Below are 24,852 nucleotides of genomic sequence, written 5' to 3'. Positions count from 1 at the left end.
TCGTGGTTACTGCCGTCATAAAATGCCGTCCTTCGGCATGCACCGGCGCCTACGTCTCGATGAGGAGTTACACGTGAGCCACCACGGAAGCGGCGCATCCCCGCGCACAGTCCGCGACGTCGTCTTTGTCGACGGCCTCCGCACACCATTCGGCCGGGCCGGCGAGAAAGGGATCCATTCCGGAACCCGCGCCGACGACCTGGTCGTGAAATGCATCCGCGAGCTGCTACGCCGGAACCCGTCGCTGCCCCCCGAACGGGTGGACGAGGTAGCCATCGCAGCCACCACCCAGGCAGGCGATCAAGGCCTGACCCTGGGCAGGACAGCAGCCCTGCTGGCAGGGCTCCCGCGCACCGTCCCCGGATTCGCCATCGACCGGATGTGCGCAGGAGCCATGACCGCAGTGACCTCCACCGCCAGCGGAATCGGCTTTGGCGCCTACGATGTGGTCATCGCCGGCGGCGTCGAACACATGGGCAACCACCCGATGGGCTCCGGCGCCGATCCCAACCGCCGTTTCATGTCCGAGCGGCTCGTGGATCCGGCAGCCCTCAACATGGGCAACACCGCGGAAAACCTGCACGACCGGTTCCCCTCCATCACCAAACAACGCTCCGACACCTACGCCGTGGCCTCACAGGACAAGCTGGCCGCCGCATACGCACAAGGCCGGATCCAGCCGGACCTGGTACCGGTGGCTGCACAGAAGCCGGGCCAGGGCTGGACTCTTCACAGCGTGGATGAGCCGCCGCGGCCGGGAACCACCCTGGCAGATCTGGACGCCCTGCGAACCCCTTTCCGCCCGCATGGCCGCGTCACCGCCGGAAATGCCGCGGGACTGAACGACGGCGCAACGGCCGCAGTGCTCGCCTCCGCCGAAGCCGCCGCCGAGCTCGGGCTGCCGGTGAAGATGCGCCTGGTCAGCTATGCCTATGCAGGCGTCGAGCCTGAGGTGATGGGCATCGGCCCCGTCCCGGCCACTGAAAAGGCCCTGAAGAACGCCGGACTCACCATCAAGGACATCGGCCTGTTCGAAATCAATGAAGCCTTTGCCGTGCAGGTCCTCAGCTTCCTGGACCACTTCGGCATTGCCGACGACGACCCTCGCGTTAACCGCTACGGCGGCGCGATCGCCGTCGGGCACCCGCTCGCTTCCTCGGGCGTCCGGCTGATGACCCAGCTGGCCCGCCAGTTCGCGGAGGATCCCTCCGTCCGCTACGGCATCACCGCCATGTGCGTGGGCCTGGGGATGGGCGGCACCGTAATCTGGGAGAACCCCCACCACCCCGACTACAGCGGAGCCCGGCAGGTGGAGCCGGCAGCCGCCTCGAACAGCCCGTCCCCGGCAGACACCGGATCCGCCGCATTCCCAGCTGAAGGAGCCATGGCATGAGCGCCGCAGATTTCACCGAGTTCGCCGGCCTGTTCCCCGACGAGACAGTAACGCATTCCTACGTACAGGACATCGAGCTGCCGGCCGTCCCCGGAAAGGCCAGCCCGGGCACCTTCGCCCTCATCACCCTGGACAACGGCCTGGACCACTCCAAACCCACCACGCTGGGACCCAACACCCTGGTGGAACTCGGCACGGTGCTGGAAGGCCTCCGGGACCGAGCCGCACGGGGCGAGATTGTCGGCGTCGGCGTGACGGGCAAGCCCTACTACCTGGTGGCAGGTGCCGACCTTTCCGCAGTGAAGTCACTGGAGAAGCACGAACATGGCCTGTGGATGGCGCAACTGGGCCACGACGTGTATGGCACCCTCGCCAACCTGGGGGTACCCAGCTTCGCCTTCATCAACGGTGCAGCACTGGGCGGCGGACTGGAAGTTGCCCTGCAGTCCACCTACCGCACCGTGTCCACCGGGGCCGGCGCACTGGCACTTCCGGAGGCGTTCATCGGCCTTGTACCTGGTTGGGGCGGCGTCTACCTCCTGCCGCGGCTGATCGGCCCGGAAAACGCGGTCAAAGTCATGATCGAAAATCCGCTCAGCAACAACCGCACACTGACCGGACCCCAGGCCTTCGAGCTGGGAATTGCGGACGCGGTCTTTGAGCCGGCGGACTTCCTGGAGCAATCCCTGGCATGGGCCGCGCGGGTCATCTCCGGGGACGTTGTCCCGGAACGCCCCAACGCCGTCGACCCCGCAGCACCGGGCGTGGCCGAACGGTGGGCTGGTGCAGTGGCAGCAGGGCGCCGGTTCGTGGAGGCGAAGACCTCAAACGCCGCACCAGCGCCGGGCAAGGTCCTGGACATCCTCGAGGCCAACCGCACCATGAGCCAGGGCGAATCCGCTGGGCTGGAATGCGAAACACTTGCCGACCTCATGCAGACCGACGAGTTCCGCGCCACGGTCTACGCCTTCCTGGACCTCGTGCAGAAGCGGTCAAAACGCCCGGCAGGTGCCCCCGACCGCAAACTCGCACGTCCGGTCACCAAGGTGGGCGTGGTGGGCGCCGGCCTGATGGCAAGCCAGCTCGCGCTGCTCTTCGCACGGCAGTTGAAAGTGCCTGTGGTGATGACGGACATCGACCAGGCCCGGGTGGACAAGGGCGTCGGCTACGTCCATGCCGAAGTGGACAAGCTCCTGGGCAAAAATCGGATCAACCAGGACGCCGCCAACCGCACCAAGGCGCTGGTGACGGGTTCGGTGTCCAAGGACGTCTTCGCGGATGCCGACTTTGTCATCGAAGCCGTCTTTGAAGAGCTCCGCGTCAAGAAGCAGGTGTTCGCCGAGCTGGAAGCAATCGTCACACCGGACTGCATCCTGGCCACCAATACCTCCTCTCTTTCGGTGACTGCCATGGCGGAGGACCTGCAGCATCCGGAAAGGCTGGTGGGCTTCCACTTCTTCAATCCGGTGGCCGTGATGCCGCTGCTGGAAATCGTCAGGGCCCCGCGGACCGATAACGCGGTTCTTGCCACGGCGTTCGAGCTCTCCAAGGGTCTGAAGAAGACCGGGGTGCTGGTCAAGGACGCCGCCGCGTTCGTGGTCAACCGAATCCTGCTGCGGCTGATGGGCGAGGTGACCGCGGCCTTCGACGAGGGCACTGCGGCCGACGTAGCGGACAACGCCCTGCGCCCCATGGGCCTGCCGATGACCCCCTTCACGCTGCTCGCCATGGTGGGGCTGCCCGTCGCCCAGCACGTCCAGGAATCGCTAAACGCCGCTTTCGGCGATCGCTTCCAGGTATCCGCCAACCTGCAGAAACTTATCGACAACGGGGTGAAGGGCATCTGGGAAACTGGCCCGGACGGCTCCAGGCGGATACCCGAATCCACCCTGTCACTCATGTCCTTCGGGACCAGTCCCTCAACTGCCGACGACGTACTGCGCCGCACGCAGGACGCCCTCGCCGAGGAGATCGGCCTCATGCTGGACGAAGGCGTGGTGGCCGGCCCGGAGGACATCGACCTCTGCATGATCCTCGGCGCCGGATGGCCCATGTTCCTGGGCGGCATCACCCCCTACCTGGACCGGGTTGGAGCCTCGGAGCGCGTCAACGGCAAACTGTTCCTGCCGCCCGGAGTGGCTTCCCGCCCTGCTGCGGCCTAGCCGGACAGCAGTTCACTCCGCCACGGCCAGCCGGCCGCCGTTGAGCATCACGGTGCGGTGCGCCGCCGAGCGTGCGTAACCCATGTCATGGGTGACCAGCACGACGGCGGCGCCCTCCGCCGCGGCGGACCGGACCGCAGCGTCGAGCACGGCAAGGCCCTCGCCGTCGAGCGCGGCGGTGGGTTCGTCAAGCGCAAGAACGGCCGGCTTGCGGGCAAGAACCGTCGCAAGGGCGAGCAGCCGCTGGCGGGACGCGGACAGCTCGGCGGGGTTTTGAGGGCTGCCCCGTCCAGCCCGACGCAGGCCAGCGCCGCCTCCGCCCGTTCACCGGCCTCGGTGCGGCCAGGGAGCCGGTCCAGGCCGAAGCTGACCTCCCGCAGGACGGTCCGCTCGAACAGCTGGTCCCGCGGATGCTGGAACAGCAGGCCCACGGACGCCGCCGTAGTGCCTACGGGCACCCCGGCAATATCGGAGCCCAGGACCAGGACCGTTCCGGCAGCGGGCCTTAACAGGCCGTTGAAGTGGCGCAGAAGCGTGGACTTTCCCGCCCCGTTGGGACCCGTGATGGCCACGATTTCGCCCGGATGGACAGCGAGGTCAATCCTCTGCAGCACTGTTGGCGGGTTGGTGCCGGCAGCGGTGCTCCTGCGCCTTTGCCGATAACCTGTGCTCCCGCGGTGCGTATCCGGCCGGTAGCCGAAGGAGACGGTGCGCAGTTCCAGGGCAGGGGCGGTACTGCCGGCGCTGCGGCGTATTTGCGGTTTTCCGGGCGGGGCGTTGTGCGGACGCCGGATTCCCGACGGTACCGCGTGGCCGGACTGCAGCAAGGCGGGCGGCCCGCCGGCCTTGACCGTACCCTCCACCAGGACAATCCACGTTGCGGCGTCCAGCAGTGGAGCGTCAACTGCCTGGCTGAGGATCACGACGGCGGTTCCGGCCTTTACCAGGCCACGCACAAGGTTCCCCAGTTCGCGGGCGCCCCCGGCGTCAAGGGAAGCAAATGGCTCGTCCATGACCAGTACCGGCGGGCGGGTGATGATGGCGCAGCCGATGGCCAGGCGGCGCAACTGTCCGCCGGACAGCCGTGCGGGATCCCGCTCCAACAGCCCGGTGAGGCCCAGCAGGCCGGCAGTGTGCTCCACCGCGGCCTGCATGGCGGGCCGGCCAATTCCCGCGTTTTCCAGGCCGAACGCCAGTTCCTCCGCCACAGTTTCCTTGACCGTGGACAGGACGGCGGAAGCTTCCTGGGGAACGAATCCCACGTGGCGGCCCCACTGCGCCGGATCGATCCGCGGGTCCGCTGTGCTGCCGTCGAACGCCAGCCTCGTGCCGGCCAGTTCCAGGAACCCGATCAACTTGCCGCCCGCACCCGGGGACAGCCAGCCGGCAAGGAGCCTGCCCAGGGTGGACTTGCCGCTTCCGGAGGTGCCCAGGATAGCGGTCAGCGTTCCCGGGGCGACCGCGACGTCCACGTCGCGGAGTACCGGCGCGTCGCCGTCGTGGAAAGCGAAGCTCCGGATGCCGGCCGCCAGTACCGGAGATGGCCGGGTATGCACGTTCAGCTTCCCGTCCCGCCCGGCCACAGCCGCACTGCAACGACGGCAGCCGCCGCGAGCAGCAGCACAACGCGCAGGAGGCGCTGCGTCGGGGAATCCGCCACGACACGGTAGCTGGTCCGGGGGCCGGTGCTGCTGAAACCGCGCGCCTCCAGGGCCGCGGCCCGGGTTCCGGCGTCATCCACCAGGGACAGGACCAGCGGGACCGCCTGCAGCCGGAAGGCGGCCACCCGGTGCAGCAGGCCCCGCCGGATCACCAGCCCCCGGGATTCCTGGGCCTGCCGGATCCGTTCAACGCGGGCCGTGATGGCCGGCAGCAGGGTAAGGGTGGACGCCAGCACGAACCCGAACCGGCCCTGGATGACCCGTGCGGACAAGGCGGCCACCAGGTCCGGGACGCTGACGCTGAAGGAGAAGGCCAGCAGGACCAGGACCACCGCGGACAACTGGGCTGCCCGCTCCAGCGCGAAGCCGAGGCCTTCCGCGGTGACGCGGGCAGGACCCCACCGGGCCAGGACGGTCAGGCCTTCCGGAAAGGACAGCCCGTGCACAAGCAGCAGGGACAGTCCCAGGGGCACCAGAACGGCCGCCGCGGCAGGCAGCATCCTGCGGGCTGTGCCGGCCGCCGCCGACACGCCCAGGGCGGCCGCAGCTACGGCGAGGGACAGCGGGAGGCGCGCTGCCGCCGTCGTGATGACCGCTGTGCTGCCCGCCGCAGCCAACCCGGTGAGTGGATGGAGCCGCACCGGTACCTCAGGAAGCCCGGGCCGGTCCCCGCACTGCTTCCTGCTCCGCTGCCCTGGCGGCCAGGACGCGGTGCCTGCGGACGAACGGGAACTGCAGTCGGGCCCGCCGCGGCAGCGTGTAAGCCAGGACGGCCACAACGGTGAAGACGATGGCCTTGTCCATGGGATCCGAGATAAGCGCCTGCTTGGTGATGGCCGCCAGGAGGGTATCGCCCATCGAGCGGAAAGCGCTGACGATCGCACCGGTGGCCACGCCGGACGTGCCGCCGAAGACAAAGGCCGCCACCGGGGCGGACACCACGCCGCCGATGATGCCGGTGGCGAAACCCGCAACGGGGGCCAGGTAGAAGCGGCGGAACAGGCCGTAGCGGGCGGCAAGTCCGGCGAGGCCGCCGATCAGTGCGGCACCGGCGGCGAACGGAAGCACAGTGGGGTTGAAGAAGGACCAGACGATGCTGCTCAATGCGCCCGTGGCGGCACCGGCTGCCGGTCCTGCCATGACGGCAATCAGGACGGTGCCGACTGCGTCCAGGTAGAACGGGACCAGCGTGCTGCCAACGAACTGGCCAAGCACGATGTTCAGGACCAGCGCCACCGGGATCAGCACGACAGTGGAGGCGGGCAGGGTGGGCAGGACGGCGACGATCAGCAGGATGGCGCCCGCCAGGAAGCCGGACAGTGCGATCAGGGCGGGTACGCTGCCGGGGCCGCCGGTGATGTCTGCGGGTTGGTTGAGCACAAGGTACATGTAGGTCCCGGCGATGGCCAGGGCGCCGAGGATTTCCAGAAGCCGGCGCCTGCGGGCAGCGGCGGGGGCCGGGGACGGCAACGTCAGGGAGGGCGATGACATGGTGGTTCCTTCAGGGTGCGGCACGGAGGGCCCGGAAGGTGCCGGGCCGTGCGGAACGCCGCCTATGTCACCTCGGCAGCAGCCGCACCGGATTCTCACCGGCGGGGCCGCCGACCATTCTACCGGCGCGGAGCTGCACCTGGCTGGCTGCCTGGCCTGCTCGGCCGAGCCGGGTCAGCCGAGCCGGGCAGCGAGGCCTCCGACGGCGGACACCAGTTCGCGAAAGGCCTGCTCCGGGTTGTTTCCGGAGACGATCCTGGCGTTGGGCGGGATGCCCCAAAGGCCCCGGAAGTCGGCCACTGTTGTTCCAATGAGCAGCGGCGACTCTGTTTCGACGTCAGCGGTGGCGGGTCGTGCCGTGTATTCCAGCGTTCCTGCCGCAACCCCGGCGGCGAAGAAGTCGTGGACGTGGGCGAGGTAGCCCTGGTCGTACCGCCGGTGGAACTCGAAATAGAACCTCAGCGCATCGGACAGGTGCCTGATCAGCACGTTGTCCGAGGTGCTCCGTTGCCCTTCCGGCTGGTCCGGCAGCACCACTTCCGGGATGGCGCCCGCCGCCTCGGCGAGCTGCCGGAGATGGTCGGGGCGCATCTCAATGCGTTCGGTGGTATCCAGCGAGCAGACCACCGGAAGTTTCTCCAGCGGGCGCCCGCGGTAGGCGGCATAGACCTCCTTGGCGGCATGCGGGTCCACATGGGTGTTCCATTCCGCGGTGGGAGTGGTGTTTCCCTGGTAGTAGAAGCAGCCTCCCATGACCACCACGTTTGCCAGGAGTTCCGGGAGGTCCGGCTCCTTCCGGAGCGCCAGCGCGAAGTTGGTCAGCGGTGCCGTGATCAGGGCCGTCAGCTCACCCGGCCGCGCCCTGGCGTGTTCCACCCAAAGGTCGACGGCGTGGCGCTGCGACACCCGCCCTTCCGGTTCCGGCAGGACGGCATGGCCGATGCCCTGGGGGCCGTGCGTTTCCGGCGTGGTCAGCAGCGGTATGGACAGCGGGTTACGGGCACCGATGGCCACTTCCACTCCGGGCCGGCCGCACAGTTCCAGCAGCGCAAGGGTGTTGCGGGCCACCTGCTCCGCGTCGACGTTCCCGGGCGTTGCCGTCACTGAAACGAACTCCGTGCCGGGAAGGGCGGCCAGGTAGGCAAGGGCAAGCGCGTCGTCGATGCCGGTATCGACGTCCAGGAGGTAGGCGGTCATGCCGGGTTAGAAGAGTGCCACCTTGGGCACCGCTGGGAAGATGTCGTCCAGTTCCTGCAGGTCCGCCACGGACGGGGTCCAGTCCGCGGCCACGGCGTTCTGAATGACTTGCTCGGGCCGGGTGGCGCCGGCAATGATGCTGGCTACCGACGGCTGCGCGGCGAGCCAGGAAAACGCGACGTCGACTTCGGTGAGCCCGCGTTCCTTGGCGAAGCGGCTGAACCTGTCCAGCTGCTCCCAGTCGGCGTCGTGCACCATGTGCGTCCGCGTGTGGCTGAGCCGGGAACCCTCGGGCGCGTGCCCGGGTGAGTACTTGCCCGTAAGCAGGCCGTTGGCCAGCGGGAAATACGGCAGGACACCCAGGCCGAACTCTTCGGCAGCCGGTGTCACTTCCAGCTCCGCGCGCCGGTCCAGGAGGTTGTAGTGGTTCTGGGTGGAAATGAAACGCGCGCCGCCCAGCTCTCGCGCCACGTATTCGGCCTGGGCGATCTGCCAGCCAGCACGGTTGGAATGGCCGATATACCGGACCTTGCCGCTGACGACCAAGGCGTCGAGGGCCGAAAGCGTTTCATCGATGGGGGTCAGCGGGTCCGGGGTGTGGAACTGGTAAAGATCAATCCAGTCCGTGCCCAGCCGCCGCAGCGAAGCCTCCACGGCCCGCACGATGTACCGTCGCGAACCGCGCGCACCGAAATCGGGGCCGTTGGCGCCCTTCATGTCCATCCCGAACTTGGTGGCCACCACGGCGTCGGCCCGGCGGTTGCCCAGGGCCTTGCCCAGCATGGTTTCGCTGAGCCCCGGCTCCCGGCCATACGTGTCGGCGACATCGAACAGCGTGATCCCGGCCTCGAGCGCTGCCGAGACCACGGCGTCCGTGGCTTCCTGGGTCTCGGTGGCGGTGTTGGCGCGGCCCAGGTTGTTGCACCCCAGGCCGACCGTGGAGACGGTCAGCCCGGACTTACCGACACGGCGGTAGGTGGTCACGGGAATCTCCTAAAGGCTGAACGTCGTGGCGGACTTGGCGGAGTGCTTCAGTTTGAACTTGTCCGGTTCCCTGAAGGGAGCGGCGGCGATGCTCAGCTTGGTGAAGTCCAGGTCCTCGCCGCGGGCGCAGACCTTGATGGCGTTGGCGGCTTTGTTGGCGTCCGGGCAGAGGCAGAAGATGTTGAGCTTGAAGTCCGTGAATTCGGACCGGTCAACGGTCCCGAGCCCACGCCAGGCAAGGTGGCTGATCAGGGCATCCGTGGCCTTTTCCTCAAGGTACCGGTCCCGTTCGGTTCCTTCCCTGGTCTTCAGGGCGAACTGTGCCACCACCCAGAATTGCTCCTCGTCCGGAATCTCCGCGTAGCCGTCTTCGGCGCATTGTGCGGCGAATGCGTCCAGCAGCGCTTCGGCGGCAGCGGCATCGGCAACGTCCGTCTCTTCCGTCCTGCTCTGGTGGCCCACCACGCCGAAGTTCATCACGAACTGGCTGTACTCCTCGTCAAACCAGGCTTCCCGGAAGTGGAGGACGCCCTCGTCGTCGCGCTGATAGACCCTGACAATTCCGCTCATTGACGTCCCTTTGTGAACCATCCGGCGTCGGTGCCGTCGAATGGTGCTTCTTGTGCCTTGACGGCCTGGTAAAGCTGGCTGGCTGATTCCTGGAGGGACTCGGCCAGTGCCAGCGGGTACTCCATGCTCACCCGGTGTTCGGCAAATTCGTCCTCGTCATCGATGAACACGCCGCGGCTGGCCGTCCGGACAACGTCCAGGTCCATGTCGATGACATGGAACTCCGTGACCTTGGGACGGATCGGGTTCCACTCGTGGGCAACGGCCAGGTCGATGTAGATCCGGACACCGCCCGGGTGGGCGTCATCGTAGAAGGTGGCCACCCAGTCGCCCTCGCGGGGTACCAGGAGCACGGCGTCAGACCTGGTGTAGAACGCGGCGCCCGGCCGTGAGCAGAATTCGTTGGTGCCTTGGAAGATCCACCAGCCATGCCGGTCCTCGCCGAGGTAACGGCCCGGCACCACCCAGTGGGCCTTCCCGTTCCACTTGCGGTTGCGGGCCACAACCAGCTGGCCGGGCTCCAGGCGTTCCGGCATCCGGGCCGCGCCGGGGTTGTCCCCATCCGGTGATTCAGCCAGGACGCCCGGATACTTCAGCTCGTCCTCTCCCCTCACAGGATCGGAAGGCTGCCGGTAGTGGGATGCTGTTGCCCCGGCAGCGGGCGCGCAAAGGGGACCTTGGTCCCCAGAACCTGCGCGACGACGTCGTGCGTGATCTGCTGCGCGGTGAGTCCCACCCGCTCCAGCACCTGGCTGCGGGTGCCGTGGTCCAGGAACTCGACAGGCAGGCCAACCTCGTTCAGGGCAGTGTCCACGCCTGCGGCGCGCATTTCCTGCCGGATGCGGGAACCGACGCCGCCGGCCCGGACGCCGTCCTCGATGCAGACCACCAGCCGGTGGTGCGAGGCAAGGGCGATGATGGAACGGCGGACGGGAAGGACCCACCGCGGGTCCACCACCGTGGTGCTGATGCCCTGGGCTCCCAGCCGGTTGGCAACGTCCAGGGACAGTTCCGACATTGCGCCGACACTGATGATCAGGACATCATTTTCGGTGGATCCGGCGGGGCGGCGGGCCAGGATGTCCACGCCGTCGCTGAGCCGCTCCAACGCTTCAACCTCGGCGCCGACGGATCCCTTCGAGAAGCGGACAATGCTGGGCGCATCGCTGATGGCGACGGCTTCGCGGAGCTCTTCCCGCAGCCTGGAGGCGTCACGGGGAGCAGCGAGATGGAGACCCGGAACGATCTGGACCATGGCCATGTCCCACATGCCGTGGTGGCTGGCGCCGTCAGGACCGGTGACGCCGGCCCGGTCCAGGACGATGGTGACGCCGGCCTTGTGCAGGGCCACGTCCATGAGCAACTGGTCGAAGGCGCGGTTGAGGAAGGTGGCGTAGACGGCAACCACCGGGTGCAGGCCGCCGAACGCCATGCCCGCTGCGGAGGTCAGCGCATGCTGCTCGGCGATGCCGACGTCGATCACCCGCTCCGGGTGCCTGGCGGCGAACTTGTGCAGCCCAACGGGGATCAGCATGGCGCCGGTGATGCCCACGACGTCCCGGCGCTCATCAGCGATCGCCGCGATCTCGTCCGCGAAAACGGAGGTCCATGATTTGGCGCCGGCCGTCCCGGTGGGCTCACCGGTTTCGGGGTCGATGATACCGACGGCATGGAACTGGTCAGCCTCGTGCGCGCGGGCCGGGGCGTACCCGTGCCCCTTCTCGGTCATGGCGTGCACGATGACCGGGCCGTTGTAGTGCCTGGCCGTGGCGAGGGCGTGCTCCATCGCCTGGAGGTTGTGGCCGTCGACGGGGCCGATGTACTTCATGCCCAGGTCCTCGAACATGCCCTGCGGAGCCCACCAGTCCTTGATGCCCTTCTTCATGGCATGCAGGCTCTTGTAGGTGAACTGGCCCACCGGGCCGCCGTCCTGGAGCTTCTTCTTCCACCAGTCCAGCGCCACCTCGTAGGCGGGGGCTGTACGGAACGAGTCGATGGTGGGCCGCAGGGAGGCCAGGTAGTCCGCGAATCCGCCCACGGTGGGGGCGTAGGACCGGCCGTTGTCATTGACCACGATGACGACGCGGCGCCGCTTGTCCGCAGCGATATTGTTGATGGCTTCCCAGGCCATGCCGCCGGTGAGGGCGCCATCACCCACGACGGCGACGACGTGCCGGTCGCCGTCGCCCGTCAGCTGGCGGGCACGGGAAATTCCGTCCGCCCAGGACAGTGAGGAGGAGGCGTGTGAGCTCTCCACGATGTCGTGTTCGGACTCGGCGCGTGACGGGTATCCGGACAGGCCGCCTTCCTGGCGGAGGGTGGTGAAGTCCTGGCGTCCGGTGAGCAGCTTGTGGACGTACGACTGGTGGCCGGTATCGAAGACGATGCTGTCACGCGGCGAGTCGAAGATGCGGTGCACGGCGAGGGTCAGTTCCACCACGCCGAGGTTGGGCCCGAGGTGACCGCCCGTCTGGGAAACGTTCGTGATCAGGAATTCCCTGATCTCCGAAGCCAGCTGCCTGAGCTGTTCTTCGGTCAACTCGTTCAGGTCCTGCGGATTCCGGATGGTGTCCAAAATGCCCAATGACCCCTCCTTCAGGTGGTAGACGTGCCGTTTAACTCTAACGCCTCGGTCCGTAGGGCAGGCTCACCCGCAAAGCCGAAGCCCCGGCTGGTCCGTGACCGGCCGGGGCTTCGGGGAATGCTTGCTGCTTGGCAGTTACCGCTAGTTAGCGGAGATCTGGCGCAGAACGTACTGCAGGATGCCGCCGTTGCGGTAGTAGTCCGCTTCACCCGGGGTGTCGATGCGCAGGACTGCGTCGAACGAGGTGGCGGAACCGTCTTCGGCGGTAGCCGTGACCTTGAGGGTCTTGGGCGTGGTGCCTTCGTTCAGAGCGGTCACGCCCTCTACGGAGAACGTCTCCGTGCCCGTCAGGCCCAGCGATGCAGCCGACTCGCCGGCCGGGAACTGCAGGGGCAGCACGCCCATTCCGATGAGGTTGGAGCGGTGGATGCGCTCGTAGCTCTCGGCGATGACCGCTTTGACGCCCAGGAGGGCGGTACCCTTGGCGGCCCAGTCACGGGACGAACCGGAACCGTACTCCTTGCCGGCCAGGACCACCAGCGGCGTGCCCGCTGCCTGGTAGTTCTGCGCAGCGTCGTAAACGAAGGCCTGCGGGCCGCCTTCCTGCGTGAAGTCGCGGGTGTAGCCGCCTTCGACGCCGTCCAGGATCTGGTTCTTGATGCGGATGTTCGCGAAGGTTCCGCGGATCATCACCTCGTGGTTGCCGCGGCGGGAGCCGTAGGAGTTGAAGTCCTTGCGCTCCACGCCGTTGGCCAGCAGGTACTGGCCGGCGGGGGTGTCCGACTTGAAGGAACCGGCCGGGGAGATGTGGTCGGTGGTGACCGAATCGCCCAGCTTCAGCAGGACGCGGGCGCCGGTGATGTCCTTGACCGGCTCCGGCTTCGCCTGCATGCCCTCAAAATACGGGGGCTTACGGACGTAGGTGGAGCTCGGATCCCAGGCGAAGGTGTCGCCGGCGGGGGTGTCGAGCGCCTTCCAGCGGTCGTCACCTTCGAAGACGCCTTCGTAACCCTTGGCGAACATTTCCTTGTCGATCGAGGAATCGATGACCTGCTGGACCTCAACCGGGTTCGGCCAGATGTCCTTCAGGAAGACGTCGTTGCCGGCCTGGTCCTGGCCCAGGGCGTCGGTTTCGAAGTCGAAGTCCATGGAACCGGCCAGGGCGTACGCGATGACCAGCGGCGGGGAGGCCAGGTAGTTCATCTTGACGTCCGGGTTGATGCGGCCTTCGAAGTTGCGGTTGCCCGAGAGGACGGCCGCGACGGCGAGGTCGTTGGCCTGGACGGCCTCGGAAATCTCGGTTTCCAGCGGGCCGGAGTTGCCGATGCAGGTGGCGCAGCCGTAGCCCACGATGTAGAAGCCGAGCTTCTCCAGGTAGGGGGTCAGGCCGGACTTCTCGTAGTAGTCGGTGACCACCTTGGAGCCGGGTGCAACGGAGGTCTTGACCCAGGGCTTGGACGTAAGGCCCTTGTCCACGGCGTTGCGGGCCAGGACAGCGGCGGCCAGCATGACCGAGGGGTTGGACGTGTTGGTGCAGGACGTGATGGATGCGATGGTCACCGCACCGTGGTCCAGCTCGAACTCGCGCCCGTCGGCCATCTTCACGGGGACCGGGCTGGTGATGCGTCCGGCGCCGCCGTGGGCTGCCGAGTACTTCGGCGGCTCGCGGTCGGTGTCGGAGATGTTGGTGGCTCCGGCGGTGAAGGAGGGCGAATCGGAGGCCGGGAAGGTCTCTTCGAGCGACTCGTCCAAGGTGCCGGCGTTGGCGTCGTGGGAGACGTAGTTCTTGAGGTCGTGGCGGAACTCGTCCTTGGCCTCGGTCAGCTCGATGCGGTCCTGCGGGCGCTTGGGGCCGGCGATGGACGGGACAACCGTCGAGAGGTCCAGTTCCAGGTACTCGGAGAACTTGATATCGCGGGAAGCGTCGTGCCAGAGGCCCTGCTCCTTGGCGTAAGCCTCCACGAGTGCCACGTTCTGCTCCGAACGCCCGGTCAGGCGCAGGTAGTCCAGGGTGACGTCGTCGATCGGGAACATTGCTGCCGTGGAACCGAACTCAGGGCTCATGTTGCCGATGGTGGCGCGGTTGGCCAGCGGCACAGCGGCCACGCCCTCGCCGTAGAACTCCACGAACTTGCCCACGACGCCGTGCTTGCGCAGCATCTCGGTGATGGTAAGCACCACGTCGGTGGCCGTGGCGCCGGCAGGGATGCTGCCGCTCAGCTTGAAGCCGACCACGCGCGGGATGAGCATGGAGACGGGCTGGCCGAGCATGGCGGCCTCGGCTTCAATGCCGCCGACGCCCCAGCCGAGCACGCCCAGGCCGTTGACCATTGTGGTGTGCGAGTCGGTGCCCACGCAGGTGTCCGGGTAGGCACGCAGGACGCCGCCCACTTCGCGGGTCATGACGGTGCGCGCCAGGTATTCGATGTTGACCTGGTGCACGATGCCGGTTCCCGGGGGGACCACCTTGAAGTCATCGAACGCGGTCTGGCCCCAGCGCAGGAACTGGTAACGCTCGCCATTTCGCTGGTATTCGATCTCCATGTTGCGCTCCAGCGCGCCGGAGTTGCCGAAGGCATCGATCTGGACGGAGTGGTCAATGACCATTTCGGCCGGAGCCAGCGGGTTGACCCGCTTGGGGTCGCCGCCCAGTTCCTTGACCGCTTCGCGCATCGTCGCCAGGTCAACCACGCAGGGAACGCCGGTGAAGTCCTGCATGATCACGCGTGCCGGCGTGAACTGGATTTCTGTATCGGGCTGGGCATTCGGATCCCAGCCTGCCAAGGCGCGGACGTGATCGGCAGTGATGTTCGCGCCGTCCTCGGTCCTCAACAGGTTTTCAAGCAATACCTTGAGGCTGAACGGAAGGTTTTCTGCACCTTCAACGGAGTTCAACCGGAAAATTTCGTACTCGGTTCCGGCTACATTAAGTTTGCCTTTTGAACCGAAGCTGTCCACAGTGCTCATCGCAGGACTCCTCTCGCAACAGTTTCATCTTTGTCGCGCGGTTGACCGCCTGCTAGTTAGGACGCCCTAAATAAGTCCGGGCCCGAAAATTGCACACGGCCGGCCGAGAATACGGGGCGCGACGTGGGACTACTACGGCCATCGTAGTCGAAAAAGGCGGCGGCATCATGGACCCGGAGTCAGGAGCGCCACCGTCTCCAGATGGTGGGTGTGGGGGTACAGGTCGAAGGCGCGAAGGCCCGCCAGCTGCCAGCCGGACTGCCTGAAGTAACCCACGTCACGCGCGAACGACGCGGGGTCGCAGGACACGTAGGCAATGGCCCGGGGCTGCGCTGCGACAAGCTGGCCCGCAACGGCCTTTCCGGCGCCCGCCCGGGGCGGGTCCAGGACCAGGGCATCAAAATTCCGCGGTTTCTGGCGGAGGACACGCTCCACCCTTCCCTGGGCTATCTCCACCTGCGGAGCTGCGTGCAGGTTTTTGCGGGCATCCCGGCTGGTTCCGGGGGCACCCTCCACGGACAGGACCGACCCCGTCTCCCCCACTGCATCGGCGAGCACTGCGGTGAAAAGTCCGGCACCGGCATAGAGATCGGCCACGACGGCGCCGGCGTGCAGGAACCCGCCACTGTGCAGGAATTCTGTGACAGCCCCCACAAGCGTCCCGGGCGCGTCGCGGTGGATCTGCCAGAACCCTGCACCCGTGACGCGGTATTCGTGCCCGGCCGCCGATTCCTGCACCCAGGTACGGCCCCGCAGCTGGGCGACGTCCTCCGTCACCGGATCGAAGGAAGCGACGGACACGTCGTCGGGCAGTTGGGCCGCAACCGCTGCCAGCCGCTTCGGCTTCGTCCCCGGGCCCGGGGCCAGCAGCACCAGCGGCCGGGAACCGTTGGCCGGCGCAGCCACCTCAACCCGCTCAATTCCTTGCAGGTCGAGGTTCCAAAGCTGCAGTGCGTTGATGGCGCCGGTTGCCAGCGGCATGTCCCGCACGGGGACAATGTGGCCGGACCGGTGCGCGTGCATGCCCAGCTTCCCGCCGGGGGTGACCGAGAAGCTGGCGCGCGTCCGCCAGCCAAGGCCCGTGCCGCCGTCGGCCGCTGCTCCCTTAGTGCCCGTGCCGGCATCTGCAGGCTCCACCTCCGGGGAGAGTTCGACGCCGGCCAGCCGGCGGAGCTGCTCTGCAAGCACGTCGGCTTTGAGGCTGCGCTGCCGGGCGAGTGTGACGTGCCCGAACTCGGCCCCGCCCACCGGCGGCCGCCCGTGTTGCCAGGCACGGGGCGAATCCGCGGGCCGCCAGAAGTGCTCCACACGGTCCGGCGATGCTTCCAGGACTTCGATGACGTCGGCCCGCCAGAACTTTGCCTTCTCCTCCGCGTCCGTCAGTCGCACGCGTACCTTCTCGCCGGGAATGGCGTGCCGGACAAAGATGACGCGGCCCTCATACCGGGCTACGCAATGGCCGCCATGGGCAACCGGCCCGACGTCGAGTACGGCTTCTTCGCCGCTGTGCCCGCCCGCCTGCGGTGCGGCGGCGGAGGTGGTGGAGGTTCTGGCGGTCATTGGACGTCCTGGAGGTACTTGGCTTCTTCGGATGATTTGAGCTGCCAGGGAACGCTGGCCACCATGACCCCGGGTTCGAAGTGCAGCCGGGTCTTGATGCGCAGTGCGGTCTGGTTGTGCACCAGCTGCTCCCACCACTTACCCACGACATATTCGGGGATGTACACCACGATAAGGTCGCGCGGGGAATCAAGCCGCATCTGCTTGATGTACTCCATGATTGGCGTGACCGTCTCGCGGTAGGGGCTCGCCAGCACAGTCAGGGGCACGGGGATGTCGAGCTTTTCCCAGTCGGCCACGGTCTGTGCCGTCTCCTCCGCATCGATGTCCACCGTAATGGCGTCCAGCCGCGAGGGCCGGGACGCCCGGGCATACGCCAGGGCGCGCAGAACGGGCTTGCGCACGTGGGACACCAGCAGGACTGCGTGCACCCTGGTGGGCAGGGCCCGCGGGGACGCGTCCTCATCCACCGCCAGTTCCTTGGCCACGTTGTCGTAGTGCGCCCGGATGCTCCACATGATGAGGAAGAGGACGAACATGGCCAGCAGCGCGATCCAGGCGCCCTGCTCGAACTTGGTGATCAGCACGATCACCAGGACCAGCGCGGTCATGCCGAAGCCGATGCTGTTGATGGTGCGGGACTTGACCATGCGCCGCCGCACGGCCTTGTCTTTGGCCAGTTTGAGCTCCCGGCCCCAGTGCCGGATCATGCCCAGCTGGCTGGCCGTGAACGAGATGAAGACGCCCACGATGTAGAGCTGGATGAGTTTGGTCACATCAGCGTCGAAGGCGACGATCAGCACCAGCGCACCGGCCGCGAGGGCCAGGACGCCGTTGCTGAAGGCGAGCCGGTCGCCGCGCGTCCGGAGCTGGCGGGGAAGGTAGCCGTCCTGGGCCAGGATGGAGCCCAGGACCGGGAATCCGTTGAACGCCGTGTTGGAGGCGAACACCAGGATGATCCCGGTGGCGGCCACCACGATGTAGAAGGGGATGGAACCGGCGCCGAAGATGGTCTGGGCAATCTGGCTGATGGCGGGATTCTGGATGTAGCCCTCGGGCAGCGGGATGCCGTTCAGCAGGAATTCGGTAGCCGGATCCAGGACAATGTGGACCTTCGTGGCCTGGGCGAGGAACATGATGCCGGCCAACATTGCCGCCCCGATGACACCAAGGAGCAGCAGGGTGGTGGCGGCGTTCTTGCTTTTTGGCGGACGGAAGTTGGGCACTCCGTTGCTGATGGCCTCCACTCCGGTGAGCGCGGCGGCTCCGGACGAGAAAGCGCGCAGGAGCAGGAAGGCGCCGGCCAGCCCCACGAGCCCTTCGTCGAAGCCGGGTGCGGGGACGATGGTGAACTTGGCCGAGGGTGCCTCGCCCAACTGCCCCGTGGCCGCCTGGAAGATGCCGACGGCGGTCATGCCGAAAATGGACGCCATGAAAATGTAGGTGGGTACGGCGAACACGCTGCCGGCTTCCTTGATGCCGCGCAGGTTCACCAGTGCGAGGATGACGACGCCGATGCCGGCAATCGTGGCTTGCTGTCCGTGCAGGGACGGGACCGCCGTTGTCAGGTAGGAAGCTGCGGACGACATGGACACGGCAACGGTCAGGACGTAGTCCACCAGGAGGGCCGAGGCCACGGTGAGGCCCGCGTACTTTCCAAGGTTCTCGCCCGCGATCTCGTAGTCACCGCCACCCGATGGGTAGGCGTGGACATTCTGCCGGTATGAGGCCACGACTGTCAGCAGGACCACCATCACGGCCAGGCCCACCCAGGGTGAGAACGCGACCGCACTGACACCGGCCAGCGCAAGGGTGAGCAGGATTTCGTCCGGCGCGTACGCCACCGATGACAGGGCGTCCGACGCGAAAACCGGAAGGGCGATTTTCTTCGGGAGCAGAGTGTGGGCCATCCGGTCGTTCCGGAACGGCCTGCCCACCAGCACGCGTTTGACGGCGTTGAATATTGTCAGCACTCCACAAAGCTAGTCTGATTCCCGGATGATGTCATGACGGTCCCTTGACAGCGGTAACGCCGGATGCTGGCGGTAGAGTTCTAGCTGCACAACCTGCACAGGATTAAAGAGGAGATACGGTGGCGCATTTCGTGATCATGGGATGTGGCCGGGTGGGGGCGACGCTGGCTCATACGCTGGAGGACGCCGGGCATTCCGTTGCCATCATCGACCAGGACGACCGCGCCTTCCGCCGGCTCCGGCAGGGGTTTACCGGCCGCAAGGTGACCGGGGTCGGGTTCGACCGGGACACCCTCAAGCAGGCCGGTGTGGCCGAGGCCTACGCGTTCGCCGCTGTTTCCAGCGGTGACAACTCCAACATTTTGGCCACCCGCGTAGCCCGCGAAACGTTCCATGTCCCCCACGTCGTGGCCCGCATCTACGATCCCGGCCGCGCGGAGATTTACCAGCGGCTGGGTATCCCCACGGTTGCCGCCGTGCGCTGGAGCGCGGACCAGGTGCTGCGCCGCATCCTTCCCGAGCAGCACCTTGCCGGCGATTTCCGTGAACCCTCCGGGCGCCTTGTCCTGGGGGAACTGGACCTGGACGCCGGCTGGATCGGGCACCGGATCAGCAGCATCGAAAAAGCGGCGGACATCCGGGTGGCGTACCTCACACGCTTTGGTGAAGGCCTGCTGCCCGACGCGGGAACCGCCTACCAGGACGGCGACACCGTGCACGCGATGATGCAGGTTGACCGCACCACGCACGTGGCCCAGATCCTGGCCAAAGCCCCCGCCAAGGAGATGCAGTGAAGGTCGTTATTGTCGGCGCGGGAAGCGTCGGGTCATCCATCGCCAGGGAACTGCTGGCCCACAAGCATGAAATTCTGCTGATTGACCTCAAGCCGGAGGTGATTGGCCGCAGCGGCCTCCGCGGTGCGCACTGGCTGGTGGGTGACGCCTGCGAGCTGAGCACCCTGCAGGGCGCCAAGGTGGAAGAGGCGGACGTGGTGGTGTCCGCCACCGGTGACGACAAGGTCAACCTTGTGGTGTCCCTGCTGGCCAAGACCGAGTTCGGTGTAGGCCGCACAGTGGGCCGGGTGAACAACCCGAAGAACGACTGGATGTTCAACGATTCCTGGGGCGTGGACGTCGCTGTCAACACGCCGCAGCTGATGACAGCGCTGGTGGAGGAGGCCGTGGAGATCGGCGACCTGGTCCGGCTCCTGACCCTTCAGACCGGGGTGTCGTCACTCGTGGAGTTCACCGTCCCCCATGACTCCCACGTGATCGGCCAGACGGTGGGTCAGATCTCCTGGCCGGAGGATTCCACCCTGGTGGCAATCCTGCGTGACCACGCCCCAATCACCCCCAGCCGCGACGACGTCATTGACGGGGGTGACGAGCTGTTCTTCGTGACCACCATTGCCGCCGAGGACCAGCTGCGCGCCCTGCTCTCGCCGGAATCCGCGGAGGAAACGGAGCCGGACGACGGAGTCAGAGCCACGGCCGGCCCCGCGGAACAGCAGGCCCTCGAGGACGACGGCTTCGACGGCTAAGCGGACTGGGGGTCACGCTTTCGGCGCTGGTTCCTCCCCCGTCTGGTCCGCAGCCGGCGCCGGCCGGGTCACCAGCCAGGCCACCCACACTCCCAGGATGTACAGCGGGGCGCCCATCAGCAGGCGGGTGGTGGCGAGTGCGGCGAGCCCGTCCGCGCCCATCAGGTACAGGGGAACCTGGACGATGAGCCGCAGCGCCAGGACGGCAACGATGATCCAGGTGCCCAGGCGGTAGGCCTTCAGCCGGGCCGGGTCCTTGCGCCAGTCGAGGCCCTCATTGCGGATAAACCCGAACAGGAGCCCGGCCACCGGCCACTTGACCAGGATCGAGACCACCATCGCAACGATGTACGCCGCGTTGGTGAAGAAGCCCGGCAGGTAGAAGTCCTCGGCTTTCCCCGTGGTGTTGGCCAGCCAGGCGGAAATTCCGACGCCGACAACACCGGCGAGTGCCTGGGTCAAGGGCCGGCGCTGGATGAGGCGGACAACCGTGAACACGGCAGCTGCGCCGAGCGCGGCTACCAGGGACGGAGTGAGGTCCTGGGTGATGGTGAAGGTAATGAGGAACACCAGGCCCGGGATGATGCTTTCGGCGATGCCCTGCACTCCGCCGGCGCTTCGCAGGACATCCACCCTGCCGTCATGGGTCCTGTGGAGCCCCGCCTTCGCCGCGTATTCTGCAGCCAGCCCGGCAACGGGCGAGGGGTCTTGGGGTGTCCCCGGCTCCTGCTCCGGCCTGTTGTCCCCCGGGCGGGGTGCTCCGGAGGAGGGGTTGGGCTGGGGCGCGGTCATTCGTTCTCCTGACGGGACAGTATCTCGTAGCGGGGGTTGAACATGGTGGGCAGGCCTGCACTCGGGGACAGCATTCCTTCGAGGCGGAGTTCCGTGCCGGCTTCAATGCCAGGCACCCGCCTGCGTCCGAGCCACACCACACGGAGCCGGGGGCGGCGGCCCGCGGCAGGACCCAGCCGGCCCGGTTCAGAGTCGGAGAGGATGGCACTGAACGCCGCGCTCCGGTCCGCCGGAACATAGGTGATGGACTCAATCCGTCCCTGGCAGAGCACCCGGCCCTTGGCGGGCAGCTGGCTGAGTGGTACGACGTGGACGCCGTCCCGGGATGCTCCATCCGGCACGGAATCAGCCAATCTGGGTGACTTCGGGACCACGCTCCGGTTCCTGCAGGCTGGGAGCAGCCGGCGGAGGCGTGGCGGTTGCGTCCTTGGGCAGGCGCAGCTGAAGAAGGTCGCGGGGCGGCATGGGGCTGTCGCCCCGGATCACCACCACCTGCTTGAACAGGGCTTCAAGCGGTCCTGCCGCTTCACGGTCCAGGGCTGCGGCGCCGCCGAGGACGCCGCGCAGGAACCAGCGGGGACCGTCAACGCCGATGAAGCGGGCAACGCGGTAGCCCTGGCTGCCGTCAGGCAGGCCCGCAGGCAGCTTAGCTACGAGTTCAGTCCCGAACACGCCCTCCACCTCTTCGACCTGGCCACCCTGGGCGCCCACGGACTGGCCGATCTGCCCCCGGATTTCGTCCCACAGCTCTTCCGTCTTGGGCGCAGCGAACGCCTGCAGCTGGAGGCTTGAGCCGTTGAGGTCCATGGTGACGGCCACCACACGCTGGGTGGCTTCCTCAACTTCCAGCCGCAGCTGGAGGCCCTCGCTGGGCGTGATCAGGAGCGCACCGAGGTCAACGTAGCCGTCGCGGCTGCTGATTTCAGATTCATCGAAGGGACCGTCGGCGCGGCGTGCGGTGCTGCCCGCCTCGGCGTCCGCGGGCTCCGCGGCCGTCAGCGGTTCATCCGGTTCGGCTGCCTGTTCCTTCTTGGCTTTCCTGCCGAGCCCAAAGACCATGAGGGTGTCTCCTTTGTTGTGAAAAGTTCCGGTCCGGCCCAGGGAGGCCCCGCCGTCGTTCTATGCTGCGTGTCGGCACTGCTGCCGGCGGGAAATCCGGCTCAGGGAAGGGTAAACCCGCCGGTTGACCCGAATCCCCCCGTGCCGCGCACGGATTCGCTCAATTGGGTGACGGGGATGAACTGCGCGTGTTCCACCCGTTGGATGACCATCTGGGCAATTCTATCGCCGCGCCGCAGTTCGATGGCCTGGCGGGGGTCGGTATTCAGCAGGGTGACGGAAATTTCGCCGCGGTAGCCGGCGTCCACCGTGCCGGGGGCGTTGACGATGGTGAGGCCGTGCTTGGTGGCAAGGCCGGAGCGCGGGTGGATCAGTGCCACAAAGCCGTAGGGAAGCGCGATGGCCACCCCGGTGGGGACGAGCTTGCGCTCCCCCGGCTGCAGGACGACGTCTTCCCGGGCGCGAAGATCGGCGCCGGCGTCGCCGGGGTGCGCGTAGGAAGGCGCCTCCAAGCCGGGATCCAGCATCTTCAGCTGGACCTGGAGGGTGGGGGCCGGGCCGTCTGTGGCCAGGGCTTCGGGCGCTTCGCCGGGGACAGTGTCGAGTGTGGCGGGATGATCAGTCACAGTCACTCACTCTAACCCGCGCGCCGTTGTCGAACCTAGGCGTCTGCCTGTCCTGGGCCGGCGGGCCGGGAACGTACCGCCCGTTGCCCGCGGGAGCGGAGGGGGCGGCCAAGATGAAATAGCCAGGCAAAGGTGGAAAGCTTGGCATATGCCCGAATCAAGCTCCCCTGCGCCCGTTCCCAGCTCATCGTCTACGGGGGCTTCGGTAATGTACAAGGAGAAGCTCTGGCCCAACGTCTGGATCTGGATCATCGCGGCTGGCGTCTCGGGTGCCGGAATCCTGGTGTTTGCTCCGATCAGCGCGGCCGCCGGATTCACTGCCGCGGCAGTGCTTTTTGTCATCATCGCGGTTCTCTTGGTCCTGTCCACTCCCAGCATCGTGGTGACCGGGGAGACACTGACCGTGGGGCGCGCCACGATTGAACGCAAGTTTGTGGGTACCGTCCAGCCATTCCGGGGCGAAGAGGCAACGGCAGAACGCGGAACGCGGCTCAACGGGCTGGCGTACCTCTGCATCCGGGGGTGGATCGACCCGGTGGTCAAGATCGAGATCACCGACCCTGCCGACAGCACGCCTTACTGGCTGACATCCACCCGGCGCCCGGACGAACTCACCGCTGCACTGTCCCGCAGGTAGGTTGCTTCCCGCGGGTTGCCTGCGGCCGGCCCCGCATGACCAGCCTTGGCAGTCCTTGCCGCCCTTCTTCCTTCTTCCTGGCAATCCGCGGAAAATTGCGGCACGCCCGGCCCCTTAAGCCAAAACACGAGCGGCGAGTGGCAGAGTTTCGGTTGATAGTAATGCCAGGGTGGAGGATTTGGATGCAGGATCTACGGCTTGTAGGCGTGCACGACGACGGGACGCACCTCCTGTTGAGCGGTGCCGGCGGCGAGATGTTCCAGCTGCCGATCGATGAAGCCCTGAGGACAGCAAGCAGGTCAGCGGCGAAGCCGGCTGCCGACCGCCCTGCCATTCCCATGTCCCCCCGGGATATCCAGGCCCGGATCCGTGCAGGGGCCACGGCGTCCGAAGTTGCCGAACTGTCCGGCCTTCCGCTTGCCAAGGTGGAGCGTTACGAGGGACCGGTGCTGGCGGAGCGGGAGTACGTGGCGCAGCAGGCCCGCAAGGTGGAAGTTGCCACGCCCTCCCCTGGCCACGACATTTACCGGGCCGCTTTTGGCGACAGCCCCGCCACCCTGGATGACATGGTTTCGCACCGGCTGTCCGCCCATGGCATCGACCCCGCAACGGTGGAATGGGACTCCTGGCGCCGGCAGGACGGCTCCTGGACCGTTTCGGCCAGCTTTGAGCCCGTGAATGGCGGCACGGCCGGTATCGGCGAAGAGCCGCCGGCCTTGTGGACCTTTAACCCGGCCCGCAAATCCCTGCAGAACACCAACCGTTGGGCCCAGCAGCTGAGCGAACTGGAGCCGCTTGACGGTCCCGTTCCCACCCGGCGGCTCTCGGCAGTCTCGGACAGGCCCTTCGACTTTGAGGCTGATGCGGACAACGTGCGCCCCGGCCCCGGCAGCCAGGCCGGGCCCACCCCGGTTCCGGGCAAGGACCCGGACGGCCTGCTGGACATGCTTCGCTCCCGCCGCGGACAGCGGCTGGGAGTGGACGAGGATTCCGACGACGCCCTCGCGCTGCTGCTGACCCACGGTGTGCCGGCCGCCCATCCGCGGCCGTCCGAGATCGTTCCGGAACCGGAAGTGCAGGAACCGGAGCCGCAGGAGCAGAATGATGACGCTCCCGCAGCCAAGGGGGATTCCTTTATCCGCCGGCGCGACGCCCGTCCCTCCATGCTCTCCAGGCTCAGCCTGATTCCGCCCCACCGCGATCCTGCCGAAGAGGCACTGCGGCTGCACGACGGCGTCAGCACCGATACGCGCGAAATCACCATTGTCGCGTCCCCCACACGGCCATCCGGTGCCGCTCCATCCGGTACTGATGCTGAGCCCGCGGCCGGCGGCGCCGGTACTGGGACTGCCACATCCTCGTCTACTGGTGCCGGACTCAATGAACTGCTGGGCGGGGCTCCCCGGCGACGGATGCCCCGGCACGACGAAAGCTCGCCGGCGACGGGCCAGCTGCCCGAGACGGACGCCCCGGAACGCCAGCCCTCCCGGCCCAAGCGTTCCAGCGTCCCGTCCTGGGACGAAATAGTTTTCGGCACCCGCGGCGACTAAGGCAACTAATCAAGCGCCTGTTCCCAGTCCTCGAAGGGGTCCTTGGTCAGGATCCACCCAATCCCTGCTCAGTGGTTCCTCGATAGAAGGCCCTGGGTACAGACGG

Annotated in this window: 21 protein-coding genes and 1 pseudogene; 6 read left to right on the top strand and 16 right to left on the bottom strand. The window is 67.0% G+C overall.

The window, feature by feature from the left end:
* The first annotated feature begins 73 nt into the window (after positions 1-73).
* Together AC5RUU_RS11120 and AC5RUU_RS11115 are read left to right on the top strand one after the other, a co-directional pair.
* Positions 74-1,393 carry a thiolase family protein gene (locus tag AC5RUU_RS11120; RefSeq protein ID WP_493975271.1) on the top strand — a complete coding sequence of 440 codons (1,320 nt, stop codon included), beginning with the start codon at positions 74-76 and terminating at the stop codon, positions 1,391-1,393.
* On the top strand, positions 1,390-3,555 hold the full coding sequence (locus AC5RUU_RS11115; protein WP_493975270.1) for a 3-hydroxyacyl-CoA dehydrogenase NAD-binding domain-containing protein: 2,166 nt from the start codon (positions 1,390-1,392) through the stop codon (positions 3,553-3,555). The genes AC5RUU_RS11120 and AC5RUU_RS11115 overlap by 4 nt, the downstream gene beginning before the upstream one ends.
* Before the next feature lie 12 nt (positions 3,556-3,567).
* Here AC5RUU_RS11115 and AC5RUU_RS11110 read toward each other — a convergent pair whose 3' ends face one another.
* From AC5RUU_RS11110 to AC5RUU_RS11055, 12 genes and pseudogenes are all read right to left on the bottom strand, one after another.
* The gene (locus AC5RUU_RS11110) at positions 3,568-3,795 is read right to left on the bottom strand and encodes a hypothetical protein (protein WP_493975463.1); all 228 of its coding nucleotides are present in this window, start codon (positions 3,793-3,795) and stop codon (positions 3,568-3,570) included.
* A gap of 101 nt (positions 3,796-3,896) precedes the next feature.
* A pseudogene (locus AC5RUU_RS11105) lies at positions 3,897-5,027 on the bottom strand (ATP-binding cassette domain-containing protein); the annotation flags it as partial.
* A gap of 86 nt (positions 5,028-5,113) precedes the next feature.
* Positions 5,114-5,857, bottom strand: a complete 744-nt coding sequence (locus AC5RUU_RS11100) for an energy-coupling factor transporter transmembrane component T (protein WP_493975269.1) — start codon at positions 5,855-5,857, stop codon at positions 5,114-5,116.
* 7 nt (positions 5,858-5,864) lie between these two features.
* Positions 5,865-6,707 carry an ECF transporter S component gene (locus tag AC5RUU_RS11095; protein WP_493975268.1) on the bottom strand — a complete coding sequence of 281 codons (843 nt, stop codon included), beginning with the start codon at positions 6,705-6,707 and terminating at the stop codon, positions 5,865-5,867.
* A gap of 174 nt (positions 6,708-6,881) precedes the next feature.
* Positions 6,882-7,904 carry a nucleoside hydrolase gene (locus tag AC5RUU_RS11090; protein ID WP_493975267.1) on the bottom strand — a complete coding sequence of 341 codons (1,023 nt, stop codon included), beginning with the start codon at positions 7,902-7,904 and terminating at the stop codon, positions 6,882-6,884.
* A 6-nt stretch (positions 7,905-7,910) separates the two neighbouring features.
* On the bottom strand, positions 7,911-8,888 hold the full coding sequence (locus AC5RUU_RS11085) for an aldo/keto reductase (protein ID WP_493975266.1): 978 nt from the start codon (positions 8,886-8,888) through the stop codon (positions 7,911-7,913).
* Positions 8,889-8,897: 9 nt separating this feature from the next.
* Complete coding sequence (locus AC5RUU_RS11080) at positions 8,898-9,458, bottom strand: hypothetical protein (protein WP_493975265.1); 561 nt, start codon at positions 9,456-9,458, stop codon at positions 8,898-8,900.
* Complete coding sequence (locus tag AC5RUU_RS11075; RefSeq protein WP_493975264.1) at positions 9,455-10,072, bottom strand: DUF402 domain-containing protein; 618 nt, start codon at positions 10,070-10,072, stop codon at positions 9,455-9,457. Before AC5RUU_RS11075 ends, AC5RUU_RS11080 begins: the two co-directional genes overlap by 4 nt.
* Positions 10,069-12,042, bottom strand: a complete 1,974-nt coding sequence (dxs, locus tag AC5RUU_RS11070; protein ID WP_493975263.1) for a 1-deoxy-D-xylulose-5-phosphate synthase — start codon at positions 12,040-12,042, stop codon at positions 10,069-10,071. Before dxs ends, AC5RUU_RS11075 begins: the two co-directional genes overlap by 4 nt.
* Before the next feature lie 141 nt (positions 12,043-12,183).
* A complete protein-coding gene (locus AC5RUU_RS11065) occupies positions 12,184-15,009 on the bottom strand; it encodes an aconitate hydratase (RefSeq protein WP_493975262.1) in 2,826 nt (941 codons plus the stop codon).
* Positions 15,010-15,174: 165 nt separating this feature from the next.
* Positions 15,175-16,569, bottom strand: coding sequence for a class I SAM-dependent RNA methyltransferase (locus AC5RUU_RS11060; protein ID WP_493975261.1), 1,395 nt, complete (start codon positions 16,567-16,569; stop codon positions 15,175-15,177).
* Positions 16,566-18,542, bottom strand: coding sequence for an APC family permease (locus AC5RUU_RS11055; protein WP_493975260.1), 1,977 nt, complete (start codon positions 18,540-18,542; stop codon positions 16,566-16,568). Before AC5RUU_RS11055 ends, AC5RUU_RS11060 begins: the two co-directional genes overlap by 4 nt.
* A gap of 119 nt (positions 18,543-18,661) precedes the next feature.
* On the opposite strand from AC5RUU_RS11055, the gene AC5RUU_RS11050 reads away from it, so the two are divergent.
* The gene (locus tag AC5RUU_RS11050) at positions 18,662-19,336 is read left to right on the top strand and encodes a potassium channel family protein (RefSeq protein WP_493975259.1); all 675 of its coding nucleotides are present in this window, start codon (positions 18,662-18,664) and stop codon (positions 19,334-19,336) included.
* Entirely contained in the window at positions 19,333-20,082 is a 750-nt protein-coding gene (locus AC5RUU_RS11045; protein ID WP_493975258.1) for a potassium channel family protein, read from the top strand. The genes AC5RUU_RS11050 and AC5RUU_RS11045 overlap by 4 nt, the downstream gene beginning before the upstream one ends.
* Positions 20,083-20,094: 12 nt before the next feature.
* On the opposite strand, the gene AC5RUU_RS11040 is transcribed toward AC5RUU_RS11045, so the two are convergent.
* The 4 genes from AC5RUU_RS11040 to dut all read right to left on the bottom strand — a co-directional run bounded on the left by AC5RUU_RS11040 (position 20,095) and on the right by dut (position 22,559).
* Positions 20,095-20,874 (bottom strand): DUF3159 domain-containing protein, encoded by a 780-nt coding sequence (locus AC5RUU_RS11040; protein ID WP_493975257.1) that lies wholly within the window; start codon positions 20,872-20,874, stop codon positions 20,095-20,097.
* Complete coding sequence (locus AC5RUU_RS11035) at positions 20,871-21,215, bottom strand: single stranded DNA-binding domain-containing protein (protein ID WP_493975256.1); 345 nt, start codon at positions 21,213-21,215, stop codon at positions 20,871-20,873. Before AC5RUU_RS11035 ends, AC5RUU_RS11040 begins: the two co-directional genes overlap by 4 nt.
* Positions 21,216-21,219: 4 nt before the next feature.
* Positions 21,220-21,933, bottom strand: coding sequence for a DUF3710 domain-containing protein (locus tag AC5RUU_RS11030; protein ID WP_493975255.1), 714 nt, complete (start codon positions 21,931-21,933; stop codon positions 21,220-21,222).
* A gap of 101 nt (positions 21,934-22,034) precedes the next feature.
* Positions 22,035-22,559: a dUTP diphosphatase gene (gene dut, locus AC5RUU_RS11025; protein ID WP_493975254.1), complete on the bottom strand. Its 525-nt coding sequence runs from the start codon at positions 22,557-22,559 to the stop codon at positions 22,035-22,037.
* 148 nt (positions 22,560-22,707) lie between these two features.
* Here dut and AC5RUU_RS11020 point away from each other — a divergent pair, with 148 nt between their 5' ends.
* Together AC5RUU_RS11020 and sepH are read left to right on the top strand one after the other, a co-directional pair.
* The gene (locus AC5RUU_RS11020) at positions 22,708-23,196 is read left to right on the top strand and encodes a DUF3093 domain-containing protein (RefSeq protein ID WP_493975253.1); all 489 of its coding nucleotides are present in this window, start codon (positions 22,708-22,710) and stop codon (positions 23,194-23,196) included.
* 182 nt (positions 23,197-23,378) lie between these two features.
* Positions 23,379-24,746, top strand: coding sequence for a septation protein SepH (sepH, locus tag AC5RUU_RS11015; protein ID WP_493975252.1), 1,368 nt, complete (start codon positions 23,379-23,381; stop codon positions 24,744-24,746).
* Positions 24,747-24,852 lie beyond the last annotated feature (106 nt).

It is taken from the genome of Arthrobacter sp. K4-10C, assembly GCF_059090085.1.
The sequence above is the reverse complement of the archived record's forward strand: the minus strand, read 5'-3'. Positions and strand labels throughout refer to the sequence as shown.